The sequence below is a fragment of the Amphritea sp. genome (assembly GCF_016744155.1).
Taxonomy (GTDB): Bacteria; Pseudomonadota; Gammaproteobacteria; order Pseudomonadales; family Balneatricaceae; genus Amphritea.
The window spans coordinates 28,957-46,647 of the sequence record NZ_JADGEW010000023.1 but is presented as its reverse complement, the minus strand read 5'-3'; the positions used below and the strand labels follow the sequence as shown (position 1 = coordinate 46,647).

Annotated in this window: 19 protein-coding genes; 12 read left to right on the top strand and 7 right to left on the bottom strand. The window is 46.5% G+C overall.

The genetic code is table 11. The features are described 5' to 3' along the window. Positions 1-53 precede the first annotated feature (53 nt). Positions 54-1,868 carry an SLC13 family permease gene (locus QZZ54_RS15415; RefSeq protein WP_290703789.1) on the top strand — a complete coding sequence of 605 codons (1,815 nt, stop codon included), beginning with the start codon at positions 54-56 and terminating at the stop codon, positions 1,866-1,868. A gap of 73 nt (positions 1,869-1,941) precedes the next feature. Then, positions 1,942-2,502, top strand: coding sequence for an acyl-CoA thioesterase (locus tag QZZ54_RS15410; RefSeq protein WP_290703788.1), 561 nt, complete (start codon positions 1,942-1,944; stop codon positions 2,500-2,502). Between the two features lie 56 nt (positions 2,503-2,558). Here the strand turns inward: QZZ54_RS15410 and QZZ54_RS15405 are convergent, their stop codons facing one another. Continuing rightward, on the bottom strand, positions 2,559-3,509 hold the full coding sequence (locus QZZ54_RS15405) for a LysR family transcriptional regulator (protein ID WP_290703785.1): 951 nt from the start codon (positions 3,507-3,509) through the stop codon (positions 2,559-2,561). A gap of 107 nt (positions 3,510-3,616) precedes the next feature. Here QZZ54_RS15405 and QZZ54_RS15400 point away from each other — a divergent pair, with 107 nt between their 5' ends. Next, complete coding sequence (locus QZZ54_RS15400; protein WP_290703782.1) at positions 3,617-6,679, top strand: FAD-binding and (Fe-S)-binding domain-containing protein; 3,063 nt, start codon at positions 3,617-3,619, stop codon at positions 6,677-6,679. Positions 6,680-6,744: 65 nt separating this feature from the next. On the opposite strand, the gene QZZ54_RS15395 is transcribed toward QZZ54_RS15400, so the two are convergent. Beyond that, positions 6,745-6,978, bottom strand: a complete 234-nt coding sequence (locus QZZ54_RS15395; RefSeq protein ID WP_290703779.1) for a hypothetical protein — start codon at positions 6,976-6,978, stop codon at positions 6,745-6,747. Between the two features lie 71 nt (positions 6,979-7,049). On the opposite strand from QZZ54_RS15395, the gene QZZ54_RS15390 reads away from it, so the two are divergent. Beyond that, on the top strand, positions 7,050-7,628 hold the full coding sequence (locus QZZ54_RS15390) for a methyltransferase domain-containing protein (protein ID WP_290703776.1): 579 nt from the start codon (positions 7,050-7,052) through the stop codon (positions 7,626-7,628). A 124-nt stretch (positions 7,629-7,752) separates the two neighbouring features. Further along, a complete protein-coding gene (rraA, locus tag QZZ54_RS15385; RefSeq protein WP_290703773.1) occupies positions 7,753-8,238 on the top strand; it encodes a ribonuclease E activity regulator RraA in 486 nt (161 codons plus the stop codon). Positions 8,239-8,361: 123 nt separating this feature from the next. Here the strand turns inward: rraA and QZZ54_RS15380 are convergent, their stop codons facing one another. Both QZZ54_RS15380 and QZZ54_RS15375 read right to left on the bottom strand, forming a co-directional pair. Then, positions 8,362-9,669 (bottom strand): FAD/NAD(P)-binding oxidoreductase, encoded by a 1,308-nt coding sequence (locus QZZ54_RS15380; RefSeq protein WP_290703770.1) that lies wholly within the window; start codon positions 9,667-9,669, stop codon positions 8,362-8,364. Positions 9,670-9,734: 65 nt separating this feature from the next. After that, complete coding sequence (locus tag QZZ54_RS15375; RefSeq protein WP_290703767.1) at positions 9,735-10,070, bottom strand: c-type cytochrome; 336 nt, start codon at positions 10,068-10,070, stop codon at positions 9,735-9,737. 295 nt (positions 10,071-10,365) lie between these two features. Here QZZ54_RS15375 and QZZ54_RS15370 point away from each other — a divergent pair, with 295 nt between their 5' ends. From QZZ54_RS15370 to QZZ54_RS15360, 3 genes are all read left to right on the top strand, one after another. Then, positions 10,366-11,028 (top strand): HAD-IIIA family hydrolase, encoded by a 663-nt coding sequence (locus QZZ54_RS15370; protein ID WP_290703764.1) that lies wholly within the window; start codon positions 10,366-10,368, stop codon positions 11,026-11,028. Between the two features lie 27 nt (positions 11,029-11,055). Next, complete coding sequence (gene sppA / locus QZZ54_RS15365) at positions 11,056-12,060, top strand: signal peptide peptidase SppA (protein WP_290703762.1); 1,005 nt, start codon at positions 11,056-11,058, stop codon at positions 12,058-12,060. A 318-nt stretch (positions 12,061-12,378) separates the two neighbouring features. Further along, positions 12,379-12,786, top strand: coding sequence for a GFA family protein (locus QZZ54_RS15360; RefSeq protein WP_290703760.1), 408 nt, complete (start codon positions 12,379-12,381; stop codon positions 12,784-12,786). A 27-nt stretch (positions 12,787-12,813) separates the two neighbouring features. Here QZZ54_RS15360 and QZZ54_RS15355 read toward each other — a convergent pair whose 3' ends face one another. The 3 genes from QZZ54_RS15355 to QZZ54_RS15345 form a co-directional block, all read right to left on the bottom strand. After that, the gene (locus QZZ54_RS15355; protein ID WP_290703757.1) at positions 12,814-13,401 is read right to left on the bottom strand and encodes a YiiX/YebB-like N1pC/P60 family cysteine hydrolase; all 588 of its coding nucleotides are present in this window, start codon (positions 13,399-13,401) and stop codon (positions 12,814-12,816) included. A 51-nt stretch (positions 13,402-13,452) separates the two neighbouring features. Then, a complete protein-coding gene (locus QZZ54_RS15350) occupies positions 13,453-14,052 on the bottom strand; it encodes a YiiX/YebB-like N1pC/P60 family cysteine hydrolase (RefSeq protein ID WP_290703754.1) in 600 nt (199 codons plus the stop codon). Between the two features lie 103 nt (positions 14,053-14,155). Continuing rightward, positions 14,156-14,734 (bottom strand): nucleoside triphosphate pyrophosphatase, encoded by a 579-nt coding sequence (locus tag QZZ54_RS15345; RefSeq protein ID WP_290703751.1) that lies wholly within the window; start codon positions 14,732-14,734, stop codon positions 14,156-14,158. A gap of 121 nt (positions 14,735-14,855) precedes the next feature. Here QZZ54_RS15345 and QZZ54_RS15340 point away from each other — a divergent pair, with 121 nt between their 5' ends. The 4 genes from QZZ54_RS15340 (at position 14,856) to fabD (ending at position 17,665) form a co-directional block, all read left to right on the top strand. Beyond that, entirely contained in the window at positions 14,856-15,377 is a 522-nt protein-coding gene (locus QZZ54_RS15340; RefSeq protein WP_290703749.1) for a YceD family protein, read from the top strand. Positions 15,378-15,395: 18 nt separating this feature from the next. Continuing rightward, positions 15,396-15,578 carry a 50S ribosomal protein L32 gene (gene rpmF / locus QZZ54_RS15335; RefSeq protein ID WP_290703746.1) on the top strand — a complete coding sequence of 61 codons (183 nt, stop codon included), beginning with the start codon at positions 15,396-15,398 and terminating at the stop codon, positions 15,576-15,578. 2 nt (positions 15,579-15,580) lie between these two features. Next, entirely contained in the window at positions 15,581-16,612 is a 1,032-nt protein-coding gene (gene plsX, locus QZZ54_RS15330) for a phosphate acyltransferase PlsX (RefSeq protein ID WP_290703743.1), read from the top strand. A gap of 120 nt (positions 16,613-16,732) precedes the next feature. Beyond that, positions 16,733-17,665: an ACP S-malonyltransferase gene (gene fabD / locus QZZ54_RS15325; protein WP_290703740.1), complete on the top strand. Its 933-nt coding sequence runs from the start codon at positions 16,733-16,735 to the stop codon at positions 17,663-17,665. Positions 17,666-17,691: the final 26 nt, after the last annotated feature.

Below are 17,691 nucleotides of genomic sequence, written 5' to 3'. Positions count from 1 at the left end.
AATTAAAAGGTCGCGCTATCAAGTTATAGCATGACAAACCCATCGGACACCTTGTGAATATTGAAATTCTGTTTGTCTTTGCTTTGCTATTGATCACTATCGGATTATTTATCTGGGACCGTATTCGTATGGACCTGGTGGCGATGATGGTGGTTGTTGCTTTGGCCGTTTCAGGCATTATCACGCCAGCCGAGACTGTATCGGGCTTTGGACAGTCGCTGGTAGTGATGATTGCCGGTTTGTTTGTGGTGGGTGAGGGATTGTTTCGTACCGGTGTTGCCGCGGCTGTCGGTAGCTGGATTATGCGCATGGGTGGGCAGAGTGAGAAGAAGCTGTTACTGGTGTTAATTCCGGTCGTTGCGGGTATGTCTGCGGTGATGAGCTCTACCGGTGCAGTGGCCCTGTTTATTCCTGTGGTATTAAGTATCTGTCGCTCAGCCAGACTTCAGCCTTCGCGAATGTTGATGCCGCTCTCGTTTGCGTCACTGATCGGCGGCATGATGACACTGATCGGTACACCACCGAATATGGTTGCCAGTACCCAGTTGCAGGTAGCAGGATTTGAACCTTTCGGTTTCTTTGATTTCACGCCAATTGGCGGCATTATCCTGATTGTTGGTACAGTATATTTGGTATTTATTGCTCCCGCGTTGTTACCTGAAACCGGCGTTAGGGAGGCGGTTCACCCGTACCTTAAAGAGTTTGCAGAACGCTACGGCATTCAGGATAACCTTTACCGACTGAGGGTCAGAAATGACTCAGAACTCGTGGGTAAAACCGTCTCTGATGCTCGCCTTCGCACCCAGTTTGAAGTGACGGTATTTGCCATTCGACGCGATGGGAAACTGCTGTCATCGTTGATGCCGGTATTAAGTGAGACTCTCATAGAAGGTGGTGACATCCTGCTCGCATATAGCGAGCCGGAAGGGATAGAGAAAATGTGCATTCAAACCGGATGCATGTTTTTCGGCTTTCCAGATGATGAGCGCACCCGGATGGATAAAGAGTTTGGTGTGGCAGAAGTGATGCTGCACAACCGATCTCCCATTGTTGGCAAAACTATTCAGGGGGCACGGTTTCGGGAGCAGTATAATTTAAGTGTGATAGGTGTCCTTCGGGATGGTAAACCCCTTACCACCCGTTATAACGGAGAGCCGCTCGCATTTGGTGATACCTTACTGCTGGCGGGAGGCTGGCGTTATATAGAAGCTTTGGAAGAACGACATAACTTTGTTGTCTTGGAAACGCCTGCTGAGATGACGGAAACCTCCGCTCGATGGGGGCATGCTCCGATCGCATTATTCATTATGCTCAGCATGCTGGTACTAATGATCAGTGGTGTATTGTCGAGTCTGAGTGCCATTCTATTGGCTGCTGTAGCGATGATACTGACCGGCTGCATCAATATGAATGAAGCCTACCGTTCTCTGAATGCAACCAGCCTGGTGCTGATTGCCGGTATGCTGCCACTGGCTTTGGCGATACAGAAAAGTGGTGCTTTGGATCTTATTGTAAATGGGTTGCTATCGATATTGGGCAACAGCACGCCGATTCTTATCTGTGCCGGGCTCTTTGTGCTTACTTCGGTGTTGAGCCAGTTTATATCTAATACAGCGACGACTGTTCTGATCGCCCCAATCGCGATTGCGATAGCCCAGGGGTTAGGTATGAGCCCGGAGCCTTTTATGATGGCCGTTGCAATTGCAGCATCAACCGCGTTTTCCACGCCAATAGCGTCCCCGGTGAATACCCTGGTATTGGTGCCGGGCAATTACCGCTTTATCGATTTCGTGAAGGTGGGGTTACCGTTACAGGTCATGGCGATGATCATCACTTTACTTATAACGCCACTGATATTTCCGTTTTAGGTCTTCTACATTAGTCTAGTAACACGGTATTATCGGTGCTGAATAATAATATAAATTGATAGGCTTTAAATTCATGAGTGAACGCGAGTATAGAACAGTTAAAGCATCGCAGACGGTACTGAAAGAGTTAATGGTGCCATCTTATGCAAATTTTGGCGGTAAAGTTCACGGTGGGTTCATTCTATCGCTGATGGATAAGATTGCTTATACCTGTGCTGCGTCCCATGTGAAAGGATACTGTGTGACTGCATCTGTCGACTCAGTCGATTTTTTGAATCCGGTTGAAGTAGGGGATCTGCTAACCCTGTCCGCGTCGGTTAACTACGTCGGCAACTCTTCTCTTGAGATCGGTATTAAAGTTATTTCTGAAGATTTTCGCCTGGGTATAGTGAAGCACACTAATACTTCCTATTTCACCATGGTGGCGATGGATGAGGATACCCGTAAGCCTGTCCCTGTTCCGGGCCTTATTCTTGAAGATGAAAAAGAGATTAAGCGTTTCATCGAAGGTAAGATTCGTAAGAGTCTGAAAGCCGGTCATCGGGCAGAGATGCAAAAGATCCGTAAAGGGCTGGATATGATCAAAGAAATTAATGCTCTTGAAGGTGAAAACTGCCGGCTCTATAAACTCTGATTTCTTGTTCCTGATTTCTCAGAGTTTGGTCTTCTGAGCCTGAAAAGAGCTGCAGCTTAATCAGGCTTTTCTGCCAGGCTTTCCAGGTATGCCGGAAGTTGCATGCTGAGCAGATGGTCACGAGTATAGCTGAGGAGGGTCATAGCGGCCGGACTCAGCGATCGACCTTTACGGCTCACCAGACAGATCTCCCTGCGCATTAATGGCTCAGTTAATGGCACAAAACGAAGTTCTTTAAATGAATCAGTGCTAGCCGCGAGAGCGGGCAGTACTGAGATTCCGATCCCTTGTCTGATTAATGCAGCCATACCCGCCGGATTCGATACCTCAAGCATCGCTTTGCGATCTGAAAGCTGAAACTGCCCCGCTTGTTTGAATTGATTCAGCTGGGCACGAATACCGGTATCCACCGACAGAAACAGCAGGTCCTCTTCGATCAACTGTTGCCACTGTATCGTTGTTTCACTACTAAATGGATGGTTAGCAGGCACAACAACACCGTATCGATCGGTTAGCACCGGTTGATAGTTAAGCTCTGGATGGGCTGAATGATTGGCTCCGATACCGAAGTCGACACCGTTATCCAGTACCTTTTGTTCGATCTGCCCGGCGCTATCATCGTGCAACGAGATGGCAATATCAGGAAACTGCTTTCGGTAAGCTTCCACCACCGGTGGCAACAAGCGGCTGATAGTTGAAGGGGAGGCGGCGATAGCCACTTGTCCCTGTTGCTGCCCGGCAACTGCTTTCAGGTCGTTTATAGCGGTATCGAAATCAGAGATCAGTTTCTCCGCTACAGGACGGAACTGTTCACCCTCGTGGGTCAGCAATACCCGTCTGGTTGTGCGGTCAAACAGGGTTAGCCCGACCGATAGCTCCAGCTGCTTTACGGTCGCAGTAAGGCTCGATTGAGTAAGGTGAAGCCGGCTGGCTGCCTGAGTAAAGCTGCCACAGTGAGCAACTTGTGTGAAGGCGCGAAGATGACGAATTGATAGGCTTCTTGACATTTATCGTTTTTACCAATTAATTGATCATATTTTATCGTTTGAATGATAAATGATATGCCCTCATTATAACAAACTAATTTGATACCACTGATCTGACAGGTTGAGAGATGATTCCACGTATAGCTGAGATTGATAGTACCCAGAAGCGCTATCTAGACTTTATTGAAGCTTTAAAAAACAGTCACTTTGATGGTGAACTTAATCCTGATTATGCCAATAGAGTCGTGCTATCTACTGATAACAGTATTTATCAGGTGTTGCCTCAGGGTGTGGTTTATCCTAAGTCAGTTGAAGATCTGGTGGTATTAGCGGGTCTGGCAGCAAAGCCTCGTTTTAATGATATCGTGCTCAGTGCACGTGGCGGAGGCACCGGTACGAATGGCCAGTCTTTGAGTGATGGCTTGATAGTCGATGTCTCGCGGCATATGAATCAGATTCTCGAAATTAACGCTGATGAGCGTTGGGTCCAGGTTCAGGGCGGGGTGGTTAAAGATCAACTTAATCTTGCATTGAAGCCTTACGGGCTGTTTTTCGCGCCGGAGCTTTCTACCAGTAATCGGGCCACTATCGGCGGAATGATCAATACCGACGCCAGTGGTCAGGGTTCATGTATGTACGGCAAGACCCGCGATCATGTGCTGGAGTTAAAGTCTGTTTTTCTTGATGGCACCCTATGGGGCTCTGGGCCGATCGATGATGAAACTCTGGAACAGATTAAACAACGGGATGACCGGGTAGGTGACGTGCATCGGGTCGTTGATCAGGTCTTTACTGAACACCACGAACTAATAGAAGCAAAATTCCCTAAACTGAACCGCTGCCTGACGGGCTATGACCTTGCACACATCCGCGATGAAGAGGGGCGTTTCAACCTTAATTCTGTACTTTGCGGTGCTGAGGGGTCGCTGGCATTCATAGCTGAAGCGAAATTGAATGTTTTGCCAATTCCTAAATACTCAGCGCTGGTCAATTTAAAATACTCCGGTTTTCAGGACTCCCTGGAAGACGCTGCTGACCTGATGTCATGGGGGCCAACCTCAATTGAAACGGTTGACTCTAAAGTGTTAAACCTGGCCATGAACGACATCATCTGGGAGTCAGTCAAAGACTATTTTCCTCAACATGAAGGAGAGCCCAGCATTCAGGGTATCAACCTGATTGAGTATACCGGCGATGATGAAGCGGAGCTACGGCAAAAAATTGATAAGCTGACCGCTTATCTGGATACAGTATCGGGTAACCCTGGGAAAACCTTCGGTTATTCTGTTGTTTTCGGTACGGCGGAAGTAAATAAGATCTGGGGGATGCGGAAAAAATCGGTTGGTCTGCTGGGTAACGCTCAGGGTGAACGACGTCCAATTCCTTTCGTTGAAGATACGGCAGTGCCGCCCGAAAATCTGGCAGCTTACATCAAGGAGTTCCGTGAGTTACTCGACAGTCATAATTTGGCTTACGGTATGTTTGGCCATGTGGATGCCGGTGTCTTACATGTTCGTCCTGCGATCGATATGAAAAACGAGGCTGAAGAGGGGCTGATTCGAATTATCTCTGACGGGGTTGTCGCTTTGACCCAAAAATACCATGGCCTGATTTGGGGAGAGCACGGTAAGGGGGTTCGTTCTGAATATGCGCCGGCCTTTTTTGGCGAGCTCTATCCTCAATTGCAACGTATTAAAGGGACCTTTGATCCCCGAAATCAGCTGAACCCGGGTAAAATCTGTACCCCCATGATTGACGGCGCTGAGCTGCTAAAAATTGATGAAGTGCCTACGCGAGGCCAGCATGATCGTCAGATTCCGGCACCTGCCCGGGATGAGTATAAGCAGGCGATGTTCTGTAATGGTAATGGAGGTTGTTATAACTTTGACCCGAATGATGCGATGTGTCCTTCCTGGAAAGCGACTCGGGAGCGTAAACATTCACCTAAAGGCCGTGCTTCTCTGGTACGGGAGTGGTTGAGGTTGATGTCATTGCAAGGGGTTGATGTTGTTGCCGAAGGCCGTAAAGCCCGCTACGGTTCTTTCATCAGCAGTTTGCCTGAGAGGATCAAAAATAGCTGGAGTAAAAAGCAGGGGCAATATGACTTCAATCATGAAGTTCACGAGGCGATGATGGGCTGTTTGGCTTGTAAGTCCTGTGTTGCCCAGTGTCCAATCAAAGTTAATGTTCCAGATTTTCGTTCCCGTTTCCTGGAAGCTTACTACAGTCGTTATTTACGGCCGATGAAAGATTATATGGTTGGCGGTCTGGAGTATATGATCCCTTATCTTGCCCGCTTTCCGGCGCCGTATAACTGGATGATGAAGAACCGCCTTATTCAATCAGTATTTAAGCGCTGGGTGGGTATGATCGACAGCCCGCCTATCTGCACTAACAGTTTAAAGCAGGGAATGGATGAGCGTAATGTAAAGTTTGCCAGCCCTGAAGAGCTCTCATCAATTGCCCCGGATCAGCGTGAACGTTCAGTCATCATCGTTCAGGACGCTTTTACCAGTTACTTCGAAACTCAGCTGGTACTGGATGTTATCGAGTTGTTACAACGCACCGGTTTCAATGTGCTGATAGCGCCGTTTAAGCCTAACGGTAAACCCTTACATGTGCATGGCTTCAAAGGTGCTTTTAATAAAGCTGCCGATGCTAATACACGGATGTTGCAGGAATTTACCAGCAGTGGAATTCCAATGATTGGTATCGACCCATCCATGACCCTGACTTACCGTCAGGAGTATGTTGATGATGGGACTCGCCTGAAAATAGAGGTTCAGTTATTACAGGAGTGGCTGGTTAAGCATTGTGACCTGCTTAGCTCTAAAGCTGCAGGATTACCGCAGCAGAGCTATAAGCTGATGGCGCATTGTTCTGAGAAGACGTCTGCAGCTGCCTCTATGGCGGATTGGAAAACGATCTATCAGTCATTAGGTCAGACACTTGATCTTCAGGCGACGGGCTGTTGCGGTATGGCAGGGACCTATGGTCATGAAACCGAGCATTACGATACGTCTAGGAAGATCTATGATCTGAGCTGGGCTGAAGTCGTGGCTGATCCAGCTAATGAGGACAGGTTGGTTGTTAGCGGCTATTCTTGCCGTAGCCAGGTTAAGCGGTTGGATGAGAAGCAGATTCCACATCCAGCTCAGGTATTGCTAGGCCTTTTACAAACGAGAACATAAAGAAAGCTCTGGAATCAGGCATTAACAGGCTTTCTTCAAAATCTTAAAGTTTAAAAACCGAAATATTAATCAGTATTTCGGTTTTTTTCTTTTTGAGCTTCTAAATAATGTCGATCCATCTCGCCATATTGACGCTCGTACGACTGTGGGTCTGAACGCCATAGCCTGAAGAGTTTACGGTCATTACTGGCCATGGGGGGCGGGCTGAGTTTTCGACGTTGCAGCGCCTGCCAGGTTACAGGTATAAAGACAACGGCAATAAATAGGATGACAATAATTAGTTTGTATTCTTCAAACACTGGTTGCAGTCTCTTATATGTATTTTGTATATATTAACCTTTAGTTGCTTAAAATTCTGCGGAAAAACACTATGACCCATACCGATGGCAAAACAGTTGATAGAGCAGCAATCTGGAATACTCGTTACCAGAATAAATCAGCAGCGGCTGGCCAGTTATCAGATGAATTACAGGAGAAATTAGATCAGTTACCGATCGGTAGAACCCTTGATCTGGCATGTGGTGATGGAGCAGCCGCACTACAGCTTGCTGCAGCAGGTCATCAAGTTGTTGCTGTTGATTTTGCCAAAGAGGGGCTGAAGCGTCTGCAGGTCTTTGCCGCAGAGCAGGGGAGGATGATTGATACTCATCAGTTAGATCTTAGTGTCACTGGAGCTCTGTCAGCACTGGGCTGTTTTGATAATATCGTTATTCTGCGCTATCTCCCTGACCCTTCGCTATTGCAGCAACTCTCAGCACTAATTGAACCTTCAGGTAGATTATTTATCTCCACCTTTAATTTGGAACATCACCGTCAAACTGGATTTTCGCAGCGATTCTGTTTGAAACCCCGTATGTTATGCGATAGTTTTCCTCAGCTTAAGCTGGTCGAGTACGAAAACGGGGCAGAAGAAGGGAGGCCGTTGGATAATTATCTTTTCCAGAAATAGCTTTCAGGCAAAAGAACCTTCGTCCTATAGTGCAAGTGCAAAAAAGATTTATATCAGCGATGATAGTCTGTAGTGATTCAGTTACCTGTTAAATGTATAACAGTTCAATTTAAGGAGCCTCCTAGTGGATGATTTATTACCTGAACTCTGTGACCAGTTTCCCGATCTGGTGCAGGTTGTAGAACCGATGTTTGGCAATTTTGGTGGGCGAGAGCGCTTTGGTGGCGAGATCGTTACGTTGAAAGCGTTTGAAGATAACTCACTGGTTCGTGAACAGGTCGCTCTACCCGGTGAAGGTCGAGTGCTTGTGGTGGATGGTGGTGGCTCTATGCGCAAAGCAATGCTTGGGGATATGCTGGCCGAAAAGGCATCACTAAACGGTTGGTCTGGAATAATTATTTACGGCGTTATTCGTGATGTAAATGCGATCAGCGACATTGATCTGGGTGTTCAGGCATTGGGGACGCACCCGATGAAAACTGAGAAGAAAGGTCTGGGTGAATTGAATCTCGATTTAACCTTTGGTGGTGTAACCTTTAAGCCTGGGCAGTACGTTTATGCTGACAATAATGGCATTCTGATCTCTCCTGAAAAACTCGAATTAAGTTAGACAAAGCATTTAGTCTTCAAACTTATTTTCAATAAAAGATCATTAAAAAACCTCTGTAGGGCTTCACCTGCAGAGGTTTTTTGTTTGTTGGCACTGATTTTTTTGCTGTTTATGGTACTACCATTATTTAAAGGTATCGGCGAACAGGTTGTTAGACCAGTCGAACATATCGTTAAAGTTGCGAGTGCTCCAGTTATGAGCTTCACCCAAAGAGCCTGGTACGAGAGCCATGGAGCCGGTATCCGGATTGTAGCTGTAGACAGCTGTCAGCCAGGATGCTTTATCATAAGTAATGGGACTGAAACAGGCGGAATTGGTAGTGATATTCTGTAATCGCTCCTCTGTATAGCTCGACTGGCCATGAACTGTGCGGATAATGCTGTCAGCGCAGATCTTAGCCTGGGCATTAGCCATGTGACCCGACTTAGGCTGGCTAGTCCCCTGAGCATCACCGATAACATAAACGTCCTGGAAAAGGGTGTTAGTGGTTGCATAGGTAACTGGATCAACGTCTGCCCAGCGGGATTCACCGGTCAGGCCGCTTCTGCGTAGAATACTTTGCGCCCCATGAGTTGGAATAACATTAATTACATCTCCGCCGAAACTGCCTTGAGTTGTATGCACAACCAGACTATTTGGGTCGTCAGACTCGACAGATTCAACCTGCGCATCTGGAATATATTCAATAATGCCGCCATAAAGGTCATTAAATGCGCTGGTAAAGGTGCTCTTTTCCGCTTGTATACCCGGGTTAGCATCCAGAACGATGACTCGGGGAGGAGTGCTACCACTTCCATCAAGATAACCACTACGTCGACCCAGAATATCAGCAACAACGCAGGCGCGTTCATAGGGTCCAGGAGGGCAGCGATAGGGTGTTTTAGGGACGGTCATGACAAAGGTGCCGGTATCCGGCATTTTATTGATTAAGTTACGTAGTTTATTCGTCGATCCCCCTGCAATCCAAGCGTGAGGGGCGTTTTTATAATTAAGACCAGGTATCTTGTCAAATTGTATACCCGTGGCAACTACCAAACTGTCATAACTGATCCAGCCAGCATTTTTTAGTCTAATTTGTTTCTGGGGTCCTCTGATTTTCAAAGCTTTATCACGAACTACATTAACCCCATATTTAAGTTGCAAATCGTTATATTCAAATGTGAGATCTGCTGTTTTCAATCGCTTATTCAGAATCAGATTACTCATTACGCAAGATACATGATTAGCCCTTGGCTCAATCAAGGTGACAGCGATCTCACCATCACTCCACATGCGAATATACTTAGCGATGGTACAGCCGGCAAAGCCACCGCCCAAAACAGTTACATGGTGAATAGGTTCAGCTGCTTTAGCGGTAGAACCGCTAGTTAAAGCGAGTGCTGCAGCAGAAGCCGGCACCATCTGGATAAAATTACGTCGTGTTAAAGACATTTTGAAACCCTCCAGCCTGCTCGTAGCAAGCTATATCGATATGTACGAATAAGCTCGAATACTTGTTAATCATCACCGCTTTCTGGAAGGGTGGAGTAATACTGGGCTATTCGTCTTATTTGATCGTCGGTATAACCGAGGGCCTGATGATCCATCATATCTTCAGCACGATCCTCTCCTTTCATATCGAGGAGATGATCAGCCTGATCTTTAGCTTCGTCACCACCGAGGTCCGGAAAGGAGCCGCGGGCATAGCCGTTAGTCCCATGGCACTGGGCACACTGAGAAGCAATCATACGGTTCACAGTAGGGTCTTCTGCCATAGCAGAATTCAGAGGCAGGATAACAATAGCTGAGATAATGGCGAGCTTGCTGGACAAACCTGTAGAGAAAGAACTCATACAATCCACCTTGCTTATTGAGTTAAGTTGACGCAGTACTCCATAGTCTGCGTATGACTCTCCCCCCCAACAAGCGGCTACGTCTGTAGCACATCTCAATATATAGGTAAAAAAAGTGTACTTAGAACGGCTTGTGTACCCAAAATGGGTGATTTAGGACATATGTACTCCGTTTTATCCATCAGAAAGAGGGATAAATAGCAGTTATTTAAATAAAAACGGAGGTTATCTTTAAAGCCTTGTTGACGTAAGATCAGTTTCCTATGATTTTTATTAGCGACTCTGGAATATATTTGTGTATAAATTACTGATTTTTGACTGGGATGGAACGGTGATTGATTCCGCTGCGAGGATTATTTCGAGTATGCAAAAGGCCGCCCAGGATCTTAGTCAACCTGAACTAACTGATGAAGCAGTACGTAACATCATAGGCTTGGGATTGCCTGAAGCGATTCGCGTATTGATTCCCGGTGTCGATGATTCTCTGATCCCACAGATGCGGGAAAGGTATGGGCATTATTACCTTGGTGTTGATGAAACACCGACTGAGCTGTTTGAGGGAGTTGAGCAAACCCTGAATAATCTTAAAGATAAAGGTTACCGATTAGCGGTTGCAACGGGTAAGAGCCGAAGAGGGTTGAACAGGGTCTTTGAAGATACGGGTCTGGAATACCTTTTTGAGACGTCCCGCTGTGCGGATGAAACGACTTCGAAACCTCATCCCCATATGCTTGAAGAGATACTTGAGGAAACAGGTTTAACCTCTTCTGATGCCGTTATGATCGGTGATACGGAATTTGATCTTGAAATGGGTGTCAGAGCAGGCATGGATACTATTGCAGTAAGTTATGGTGCTCACCATGTTGACCGACTGACAGCCTATAATCCGGTACTGATAATGGACCGCTTTCCAGATTTGGAAAGCTGGTTAGTTGAAAAGTCCCTCAATCGAATATAAAAATTAAGTCTATATAAGGAGAAGTACGTGGGCTCAAATCCCTGGGAAGCGGAAGACGGCAAGGAAACTGAAGCAGCAAAACCGCAGGAAACCAAAACCAAAGAGTGGCGGCTAATTGAGCGCGCGATGATGGGGATGCAAAAAGAGCAACGCAGCGCTCGTCGCTGGGGAATCTTTTTTAAACTGCTTACATTTGGTTATCTATTTGTGATTTTGGGCATCTACCTGTTTGCCGACTCTTTTACGCCAGATATGGATGAAAGTGGATCCCATACTGCTGTAGTGCAGGTTAAAGGAGTGATCGCAGATGGTGAGGAAGCCAGTGCAGATGCCATCATTTATGCACTGCGAAAAGCGTTTAAGGCTGAAGCGTCAAAGGCCGTTATTCTGCGTATTAATAGCCCAGGGGGAAGTCCGGTTCAATCCGGCTATGTTTATGATGAAGTAAAACGCCTGCGGGCGCTTTACCCTGAGAAGAAAATATACGCTGTTATCACTGATATTGGTGCGTCCGGTGCATACTACATCGCAGCGTCTGCAGATGAGATCTACGCAGACAAGGCGAGTTTGGTGGGATCAATCGGAGTCGTATCGTCTGGTTTCGGCTTTGTTGATCTGATGGAAAAGGTGGGTGTAGAGCGTCGTAACCTGATCGCGGGAGAGAATAAAACTTTTCTCGACCCGTTTTCGCCATTATCTGATAAAGATCGTGCATTTTGGCAGACCGTATTGAATACCACCCACGCGCAGTTTATAGATCAGGTGCGTAAAGGGCGGGGGGATCGACTGAAAGAAAACGACCAACTGTACAGCGGCCTGGTCTGGACTGGTGAACAAGCGGTAGGTCTTGGACTGATCGATGGTCTGGGAAGTAGTAGCTCAGTTGCACGTGATATTATCGGTGCAGAAAAGCTGGTTGATTACACACCTAAAGGGACTCCCTTTGAGCAGCTGGTCGATCAACTTGGAGTGAGCTTTGCAAAGAGTATGGCTACGCAGTTAGGCCTCAATGGTGCTGTGCAGTTGCGTTGAGCGACTTGTTGCATCGATACAATAAAAGGCGGCTACATTAATGTAGCCGCCTTTTTTTGTTTTGGAGTTGCTTAACTCTATGAGCTGCTATCGGTTTGACTCTCTGCTTTTTATAATCTTTTCTCGAAAAAGTTTAGTGTAATTGAATGGTGGCTTGTTTGGATTACGGGCAAGCAGCTCGGAAGCTTTATATCTTCCCATGGCTTATGTTTTTATCTTAGCAGCAGGTTGTTAAATAGCTTGCTACTAAGTTGATCTATAGTGTTATCTGAGCGTACCGCTATTTATCACAACGGTTCTTATTAGAGGTTTAAAGTTATGAGTTATCCAATCGAAGGGTCCTGTCAGTGCGGTGGTGTAAAATATCGCTTGCTCGAAGCCCCGTTGATGGTAATGGCATGTCATTGTAAAGAGTGCCAAAAGCTATCAACCAGCGCTTTCAGTATTACCGCGATGGTGAAAGCCTCCTCCTTGGAGTTTGAAGGAGAGATGAGCGAGTGGAGCAGGCCAGCAGATAGTGGCAATGTCAGTGGGGCTAAGTTTTGCCCTACCTGTGGAAATCGTATCTATCACTTTAATCCTGACGAGCCCGATATGATCAAACTTAAGCCCTCGACGTTATCTGATACCAGTATTATCAGACCGACGGCTCATGTGTGGGTCAGCGAAAAGCAAGACTGGTATGACATACCTGAAGGCGTCAAAGTATTCGAAAAACAGCCTTGAGCATCAGATGAGATTCTAATCAGTGGCTTAAACAGCGCTAAAGACTGTTTGTAGCTGCTGATCTTGAAGCTGGCTGGCAGGGGACAGAGTCTTACGGTTCCAGGGTATATTGCCAAAGTACCAGAAATACCATAACCCAATTCTTGCTTGTGGGTTTTGATTCAACAGTTGTTCCAGAGTCTGGACTGTTCCCAGCTCAACTCCTATGGCTTCTTTATATATCAGATAAACGAGCTTGGAGCAGAACTGACGATCAGAGTTGAAATCAAACCCTGGATGATAAAGCTTACCGATATGGTTTGAGGCTAGCTGCTTAATATTTTTTATTTGATCGTCGGATAAAGGCTGCTTCAAACGGCGAACCACTATCTGTCCGTGTCGAGTTCTTTGGAGGAACCTTCTCAAGGGGGTTTTACAGACAAAGGGGACTTTACTTTCGACTATCATCCACTGATTGTTTTCTTTGATTGCAAAACCGACGTGTGAACTCCAGCTTCCGGTTTCTCTGGCAACCTGCCTGCATACTAAGAGGTCTATTGAAGAAAATATAAGGTCACCCTCGGCAAGCCGGTACTTAACTTGTTTTTCAAGCTTATTAATATCCATATGTTTCATTTGAGGGCTCCGTTTGGTCAGTTGCTTTGTTACCTTGTCTAAGAAATGAGCCTAAACGGTACAGAAAATAGTATTAAGCTGAGAGTCTTCTATCTGGCTGGCAGGAGTGAGAGTTTTACGTTTCCAGGGAATAAATCCCAGAAACCAGCAGCGCCAGAATCTCACCGATGCCTGTGGGTTCTCTTCAAGCAGCTGCTCAAGGGTTTGTGCCTTACCTAGCTCAATACCTAATGCATCTTTATAAACCAAGTGGACAAACTTAGAGCAGAATTGTCGATCAGAATCAAAGTCGAAACCTAGATGGTAAAGTGTGGTTGGAAGTGTTGCGGACAGTTTTTCGGCAGAATGCTTTAATTTATCTATCTCTAGTGAAGACAGCGGTTGTTGTAGACGACGTACCATCACTTCGCCTTTACAGGTGCGGCTGAGGAATTTACGTAGCGGTGTTTTGCACACAAAAGGAACCTTGCTTTCTATCACCATCCACTGATTGTCTTCCTTAATCGCAAATCCCACATGGGAACTCCAACTCCCGGTTCCTTTAGCAACTTGCTTATACAGGAAAGCATCAATTGAGATAAAGATGATGTCGCCTTCTTGAAGAGTAGCGGTGACCTGTTGTTCAAGGCTGTTAAGGTGGGTGTTTTTCATGTTCAACTCCGTCGTTGAGTAATTCGATGGAGTTGATTTTGTTAGTTTCAGGGCCTTTGTTGAATCTATAGGTTAAAAGTATCGTATATGGATACCTTGCGGCTTAAATAACGTTGATGCCTTGGTTTTCCAGCATTCTAATAAGCCTGATTAATGGCAGGCCTATCAATGTATTGGGGTCGTCGCCTTCCAGTTTCTCAAATAACGCTATGCCCAATCCCTCTGATTTAAAGCTTCCTGCACAGTTATATGGTTGTTCTGTTAGTAGATAGTGTTCAATCATCAGGGGAGTCAGGGTGCGAAAATGAACATGGAAAGGAATAACATCGGTTTCGAACTGCCCGGTGAGGCCGTTAAGCAGAGTCAAACCAGTAAAAAATGAGATCTTCTGTCCGGATGCATCAGAAAGTTGCTTGAAGGCATTACCATAGCCGCCGGGTTTTCCAATAATCTCTCCATTAATGACCGCCGTCTGATCTGACCCGATGATCAGAGCGTCTGGGTGATCTGCTTGGAGGGCTTGTGCTTTTGCCTGAGCCAGACGTGCAACATAATGTATAGGCGATTCTGCGTCTAACTGCGTTTCATCAATATCGGGTGATATTGCTTTATACTCGAGGTTTAGCTTATCCAGAATCATTTTTCTGAAGGGTGAACTGGAAGCTAGAATCAGCTGTGTCATGCCTGAAAATCTCCAAAACGGTATAGGTTGCGCTAAGCTGCAGATATTAGCTTGTTTTTTTCGCTTTAAAAGCCTTATTTCCTTTGACAGACAGGTTATTGATCCCTAGAATTGCGCGCTTATGTCGAACGCCCCATTACCAAAGAAAATTGACCCGAGAAAGTTAGCCGATCGGGGAGTACGGATTGAAGGTGAAGCTGAAATTAGCTCTTTCCCGAATCTGGTCACAATGCTGACTGATTCGCAGAGCACAATTTCAGTTGATCTGCAGTTTGATTTAGATGAGTTGCGTATTCGTACGATTAAAGGCAATGCTGCTGGCACAGTTAATATGACCTGTCAGCGATGCCTTGAGCCAGTTGAAATTTTAGTAGAAGCCAATTTTAATTTGGCTGTTGCTCCTACGGAGGAGCATTCAAAGAAGCTGCCCAAGTACTATGATCCTATGATTGTAGGGGAAGAAGATCTGGAATTGTTTGCAATGGTTGAAGAGGAGCTGATTCTGTCGCTGCCGATTGTGCCATATCACGATGATTGCAGTGTGCAGACTTCCTTCGGTGACGAGGCTTCGTCTAACAAAGAAACTGATTTTGATAAACCGAACCCTTTCAGTGTATTAGCCTCACTGAAGGCTGATAAGTGAAATAGGAGCTAAATTCCCATGGCAGTACAAAAGAGCAAAGTAACTCGTTCACGTCGCGGTCAGCGTCGTTCACACGATGCGCTAAGCAACCCGACTCTTTCCGTTGACGCGACTACTGGTGAAACACACCTTCGTCACCACGTAAGTGCAGACGGCTTTTACCGTGGTAAGCAGGTTGTTGCACAGCAAGACGACGAGTAAGCTTGTCAGACAGCATTTGTATCGCGGTTGACGCGATGGGCGGGGACTTTGGTCCCCGCGTTGTTATTCCCGCTTCAGTTGATGCTCTTCAGCGTCACCCTCAGCTGACCCTTCAATTGGTAGGTCAGCAGCATATTGTCACCCCTCTGTTAGATAAAACACTCCAAGAGCTCTCTGCTCAGTCCTGTGCTTCGCGAATTTCTGTAATAGATGCGGCTAACGTTATTGAAAATGACGAGCGGCCATCACACGCGTTGCGTAAGCGTAGTGATACTTCCATGTTTCGTGCGATAACTCAGGTTTCTGAGGGATCTGCACAGGCGTGTGTCAGTGCTGGTAATACAGGGGCGCTTATGGCTCTGGGTCGATTCACCTTAAAGATGCTTCCTGGTATAGATCGACCTGCCATTATTACGGCTATTCCATCTGTAAAAGGTGTCAGCTACATGCTGGACCTAGGGGCAAATGTCGACTGCAGTGCAGAGCATCTGCTGCAATTCGCCATAATGGGCTCAGTAATGACGACGGCGGTTGAAGGAATAGCTGAGCCTCGAATTGGGTTGCTGAATGTTGGGGAAGAGGAGATGAAGGGTAATGAGCAGGTTAAACTTGCGTCCCGATTAATTCGGGAACATGGTGATCTGAACTATATCGGCTTTATCGAGGGTGACGGTATCTTCACGGGCAAGGCTGATGTGGTTGTTTGTGATGGCTTTGTAGGCAATATTGCTCTGAAAAGCAGTGAAGGTGCAGCGCGCCTTATTGGGCGGCAGTTACGTACTAGTTTTTCCCGTTCCCCTATGCGTCGCTTTCTTGCCTGGTTGGCAAGTCCTGTTCTTGCTGAAATTCGTACACATATTGACCCGGCCCGTCGCAACGGGGCAAGTTTATTAGGGCTGCAGGGAATTGTTGTTAAAAGTCATGGTTCAGCTGATCGTACCTGTTTTGGTTACGCTATTGATCAGGCGATAGCTGAAGTAAAGATGGATGTACCAGGTAGTATCAACAGGCGTTTGGAGTCGCAAGCGCTCTGATTCTTAATGCTGTTGTTTATTATGGGATTACTGCTCTAAGACAAACGTTTTATTTCATTCTGAATCCTGTAAACTACGATCTTTGAATTGTTATGCGCTTATCTGTTAATTGAGGTAACAATGTCACAACCCCTCGCGTTTGTTTTTCCCGGTCAGGGCTCACAGCATCTAGGTATGCTGGCAGAGTTGGCGGCCGAATACTCCGTTATCCAAGAGACCTATGCTGAAGCCTCTGAAGTGCTTGGCTACGATCTTTGGAATCTTATCCAGAATGGCCCTGAGGCTGATCTAAATCAAACTGATCGCACTCAGCCTGCTCTCCTGACTTCAGGTGTGGCTTTATGGCGCTTGTGGCAGCAGAAGGGCGGTAAGCAGCCTGCTATTATGGCGGGGCATAGCCTCGGTGAATATACTGCGCTGGTTTGTGCTGGCGCAATAGGCTTTAAAGATGCGGTTAATCTGGTAAAGCTGCGTGGTGAATTTATGCAGCAAGCGGTTCCTGCGGGCACTGGTGCTATGGCGGCTATTCTTGGCTTGGCGGATGATGCAATTCAGGCCGCTTGTGATGCTGCAGCCGGTGAGGAAGTAGTTTCGCCTGTTAATTTCAATTGCCCTGGGCAGGTTGTTATTGCAGGGAATAAAGCCGCTGTAGAGCGTGCGATAGCAGGCTGTAAAGAAGCAGGGGCTAAAAGAGCCATACCGTTACCGGTAAGTGTTCCGTCTCACTGCGTATTGATGAAGCCTGCTGCTGAGCAGATGGCTGTGGTACTAAAAGATATTGAAGTAAAGATGCCTGAGGTGACGGTCATCCAGAACTTTACCGCCAGAGCTCCTGCTTCGGTAGATGAGCTAATTGAGAATCTCCTGGCTCAGCTCTACAGTCCTGTTCTGTGGACTGACTCTGTAGAAAGCATGATAGAGCAGGGTGTTGAAGCTACTGCCGAGTGCGGCCCTGGGAAGGTGCTGTCTGGCTTGAATAAGAAGATTCATCGTCCGTTAGTTGTTGCTGCAATTAATGATGTGGCCGGTCTTGAGAAAGCGCTAAGCGCTTAATCTCTGAAATTAAGGAAACTGAAATT

Bases quoted from the DNA above. Each gene is read 5' to 3' on its own strand.
- QZZ54_RS15355 (WP_290703757.1), bottom strand. From the start codon at position 13,401: ATGAAACATATGGATATTAATAAGCTTGAAAAACAAGTTAAGTACCGG.
- QZZ54_RS15405 (WP_290703785.1), bottom strand. From the start codon at position 3,509: ATGTCAAGAAGCCTATCAATTCGTCATCTTCGCGCCTTCACACAAGTT.
- QZZ54_RS15350 (WP_290703754.1), bottom strand. From the start codon at position 14,052: ATGAAAAACACCCACCTTAACAGCCTTGAACAACAGGTCACCGCTACT.
- fabD (WP_290703740.1), top strand. From the start codon at position 16,733: ATGTCACAACCCCTCGCGTTTGTTTTTCCCGGTCAGGGCTCACAGCAT.
- QZZ54_RS15410 (WP_290703788.1), top strand. From the start codon at position 1,942: ATGAGTGAACGCGAGTATAGAACAGTTAAAGCATCGCAGACGGTACTG.
- rpmF (WP_290703746.1), top strand. From the start codon at position 15,396: ATGGCAGTACAAAAGAGCAAAGTAACTCGTTCACGTCGCGGTCAGCGT.
- QZZ54_RS15390 (WP_290703776.1), top strand. From the start codon at position 7,050: ATGACCCATACCGATGGCAAAACAGTTGATAGAGCAGCAATCTGGAAT.
- QZZ54_RS15360 (WP_290703760.1), top strand. From the start codon at position 12,379: ATGAGTTATCCAATCGAAGGGTCCTGTCAGTGCGGTGGTGTAAAATAT.
- QZZ54_RS15375 (WP_290703767.1), bottom strand. From the start codon at position 10,070: ATGAGTTCTTTCTCTACAGGTTTGTCCAGCAAGCTCGCCATTATCTCA.
- QZZ54_RS15400 (WP_290703782.1), top strand. From the start codon at position 3,617: ATGATTCCACGTATAGCTGAGATTGATAGTACCCAGAAGCGCTATCTA.
- QZZ54_RS15380 (WP_290703770.1), bottom strand. From the start codon at position 9,669: ATGTCTTTAACACGACGTAATTTTATCCAGATGGTGCCGGCTTCTGCT.
- QZZ54_RS15340 (WP_290703749.1), top strand. From the start codon at position 14,856: ATGTCGAACGCCCCATTACCAAAGAAAATTGACCCGAGAAAGTTAGCC.
- QZZ54_RS15345 (WP_290703751.1), bottom strand. From the start codon at position 14,734: ATGACACAGCTGATTCTAGCTTCCAGTTCACCCTTCAGAAAAATGATT.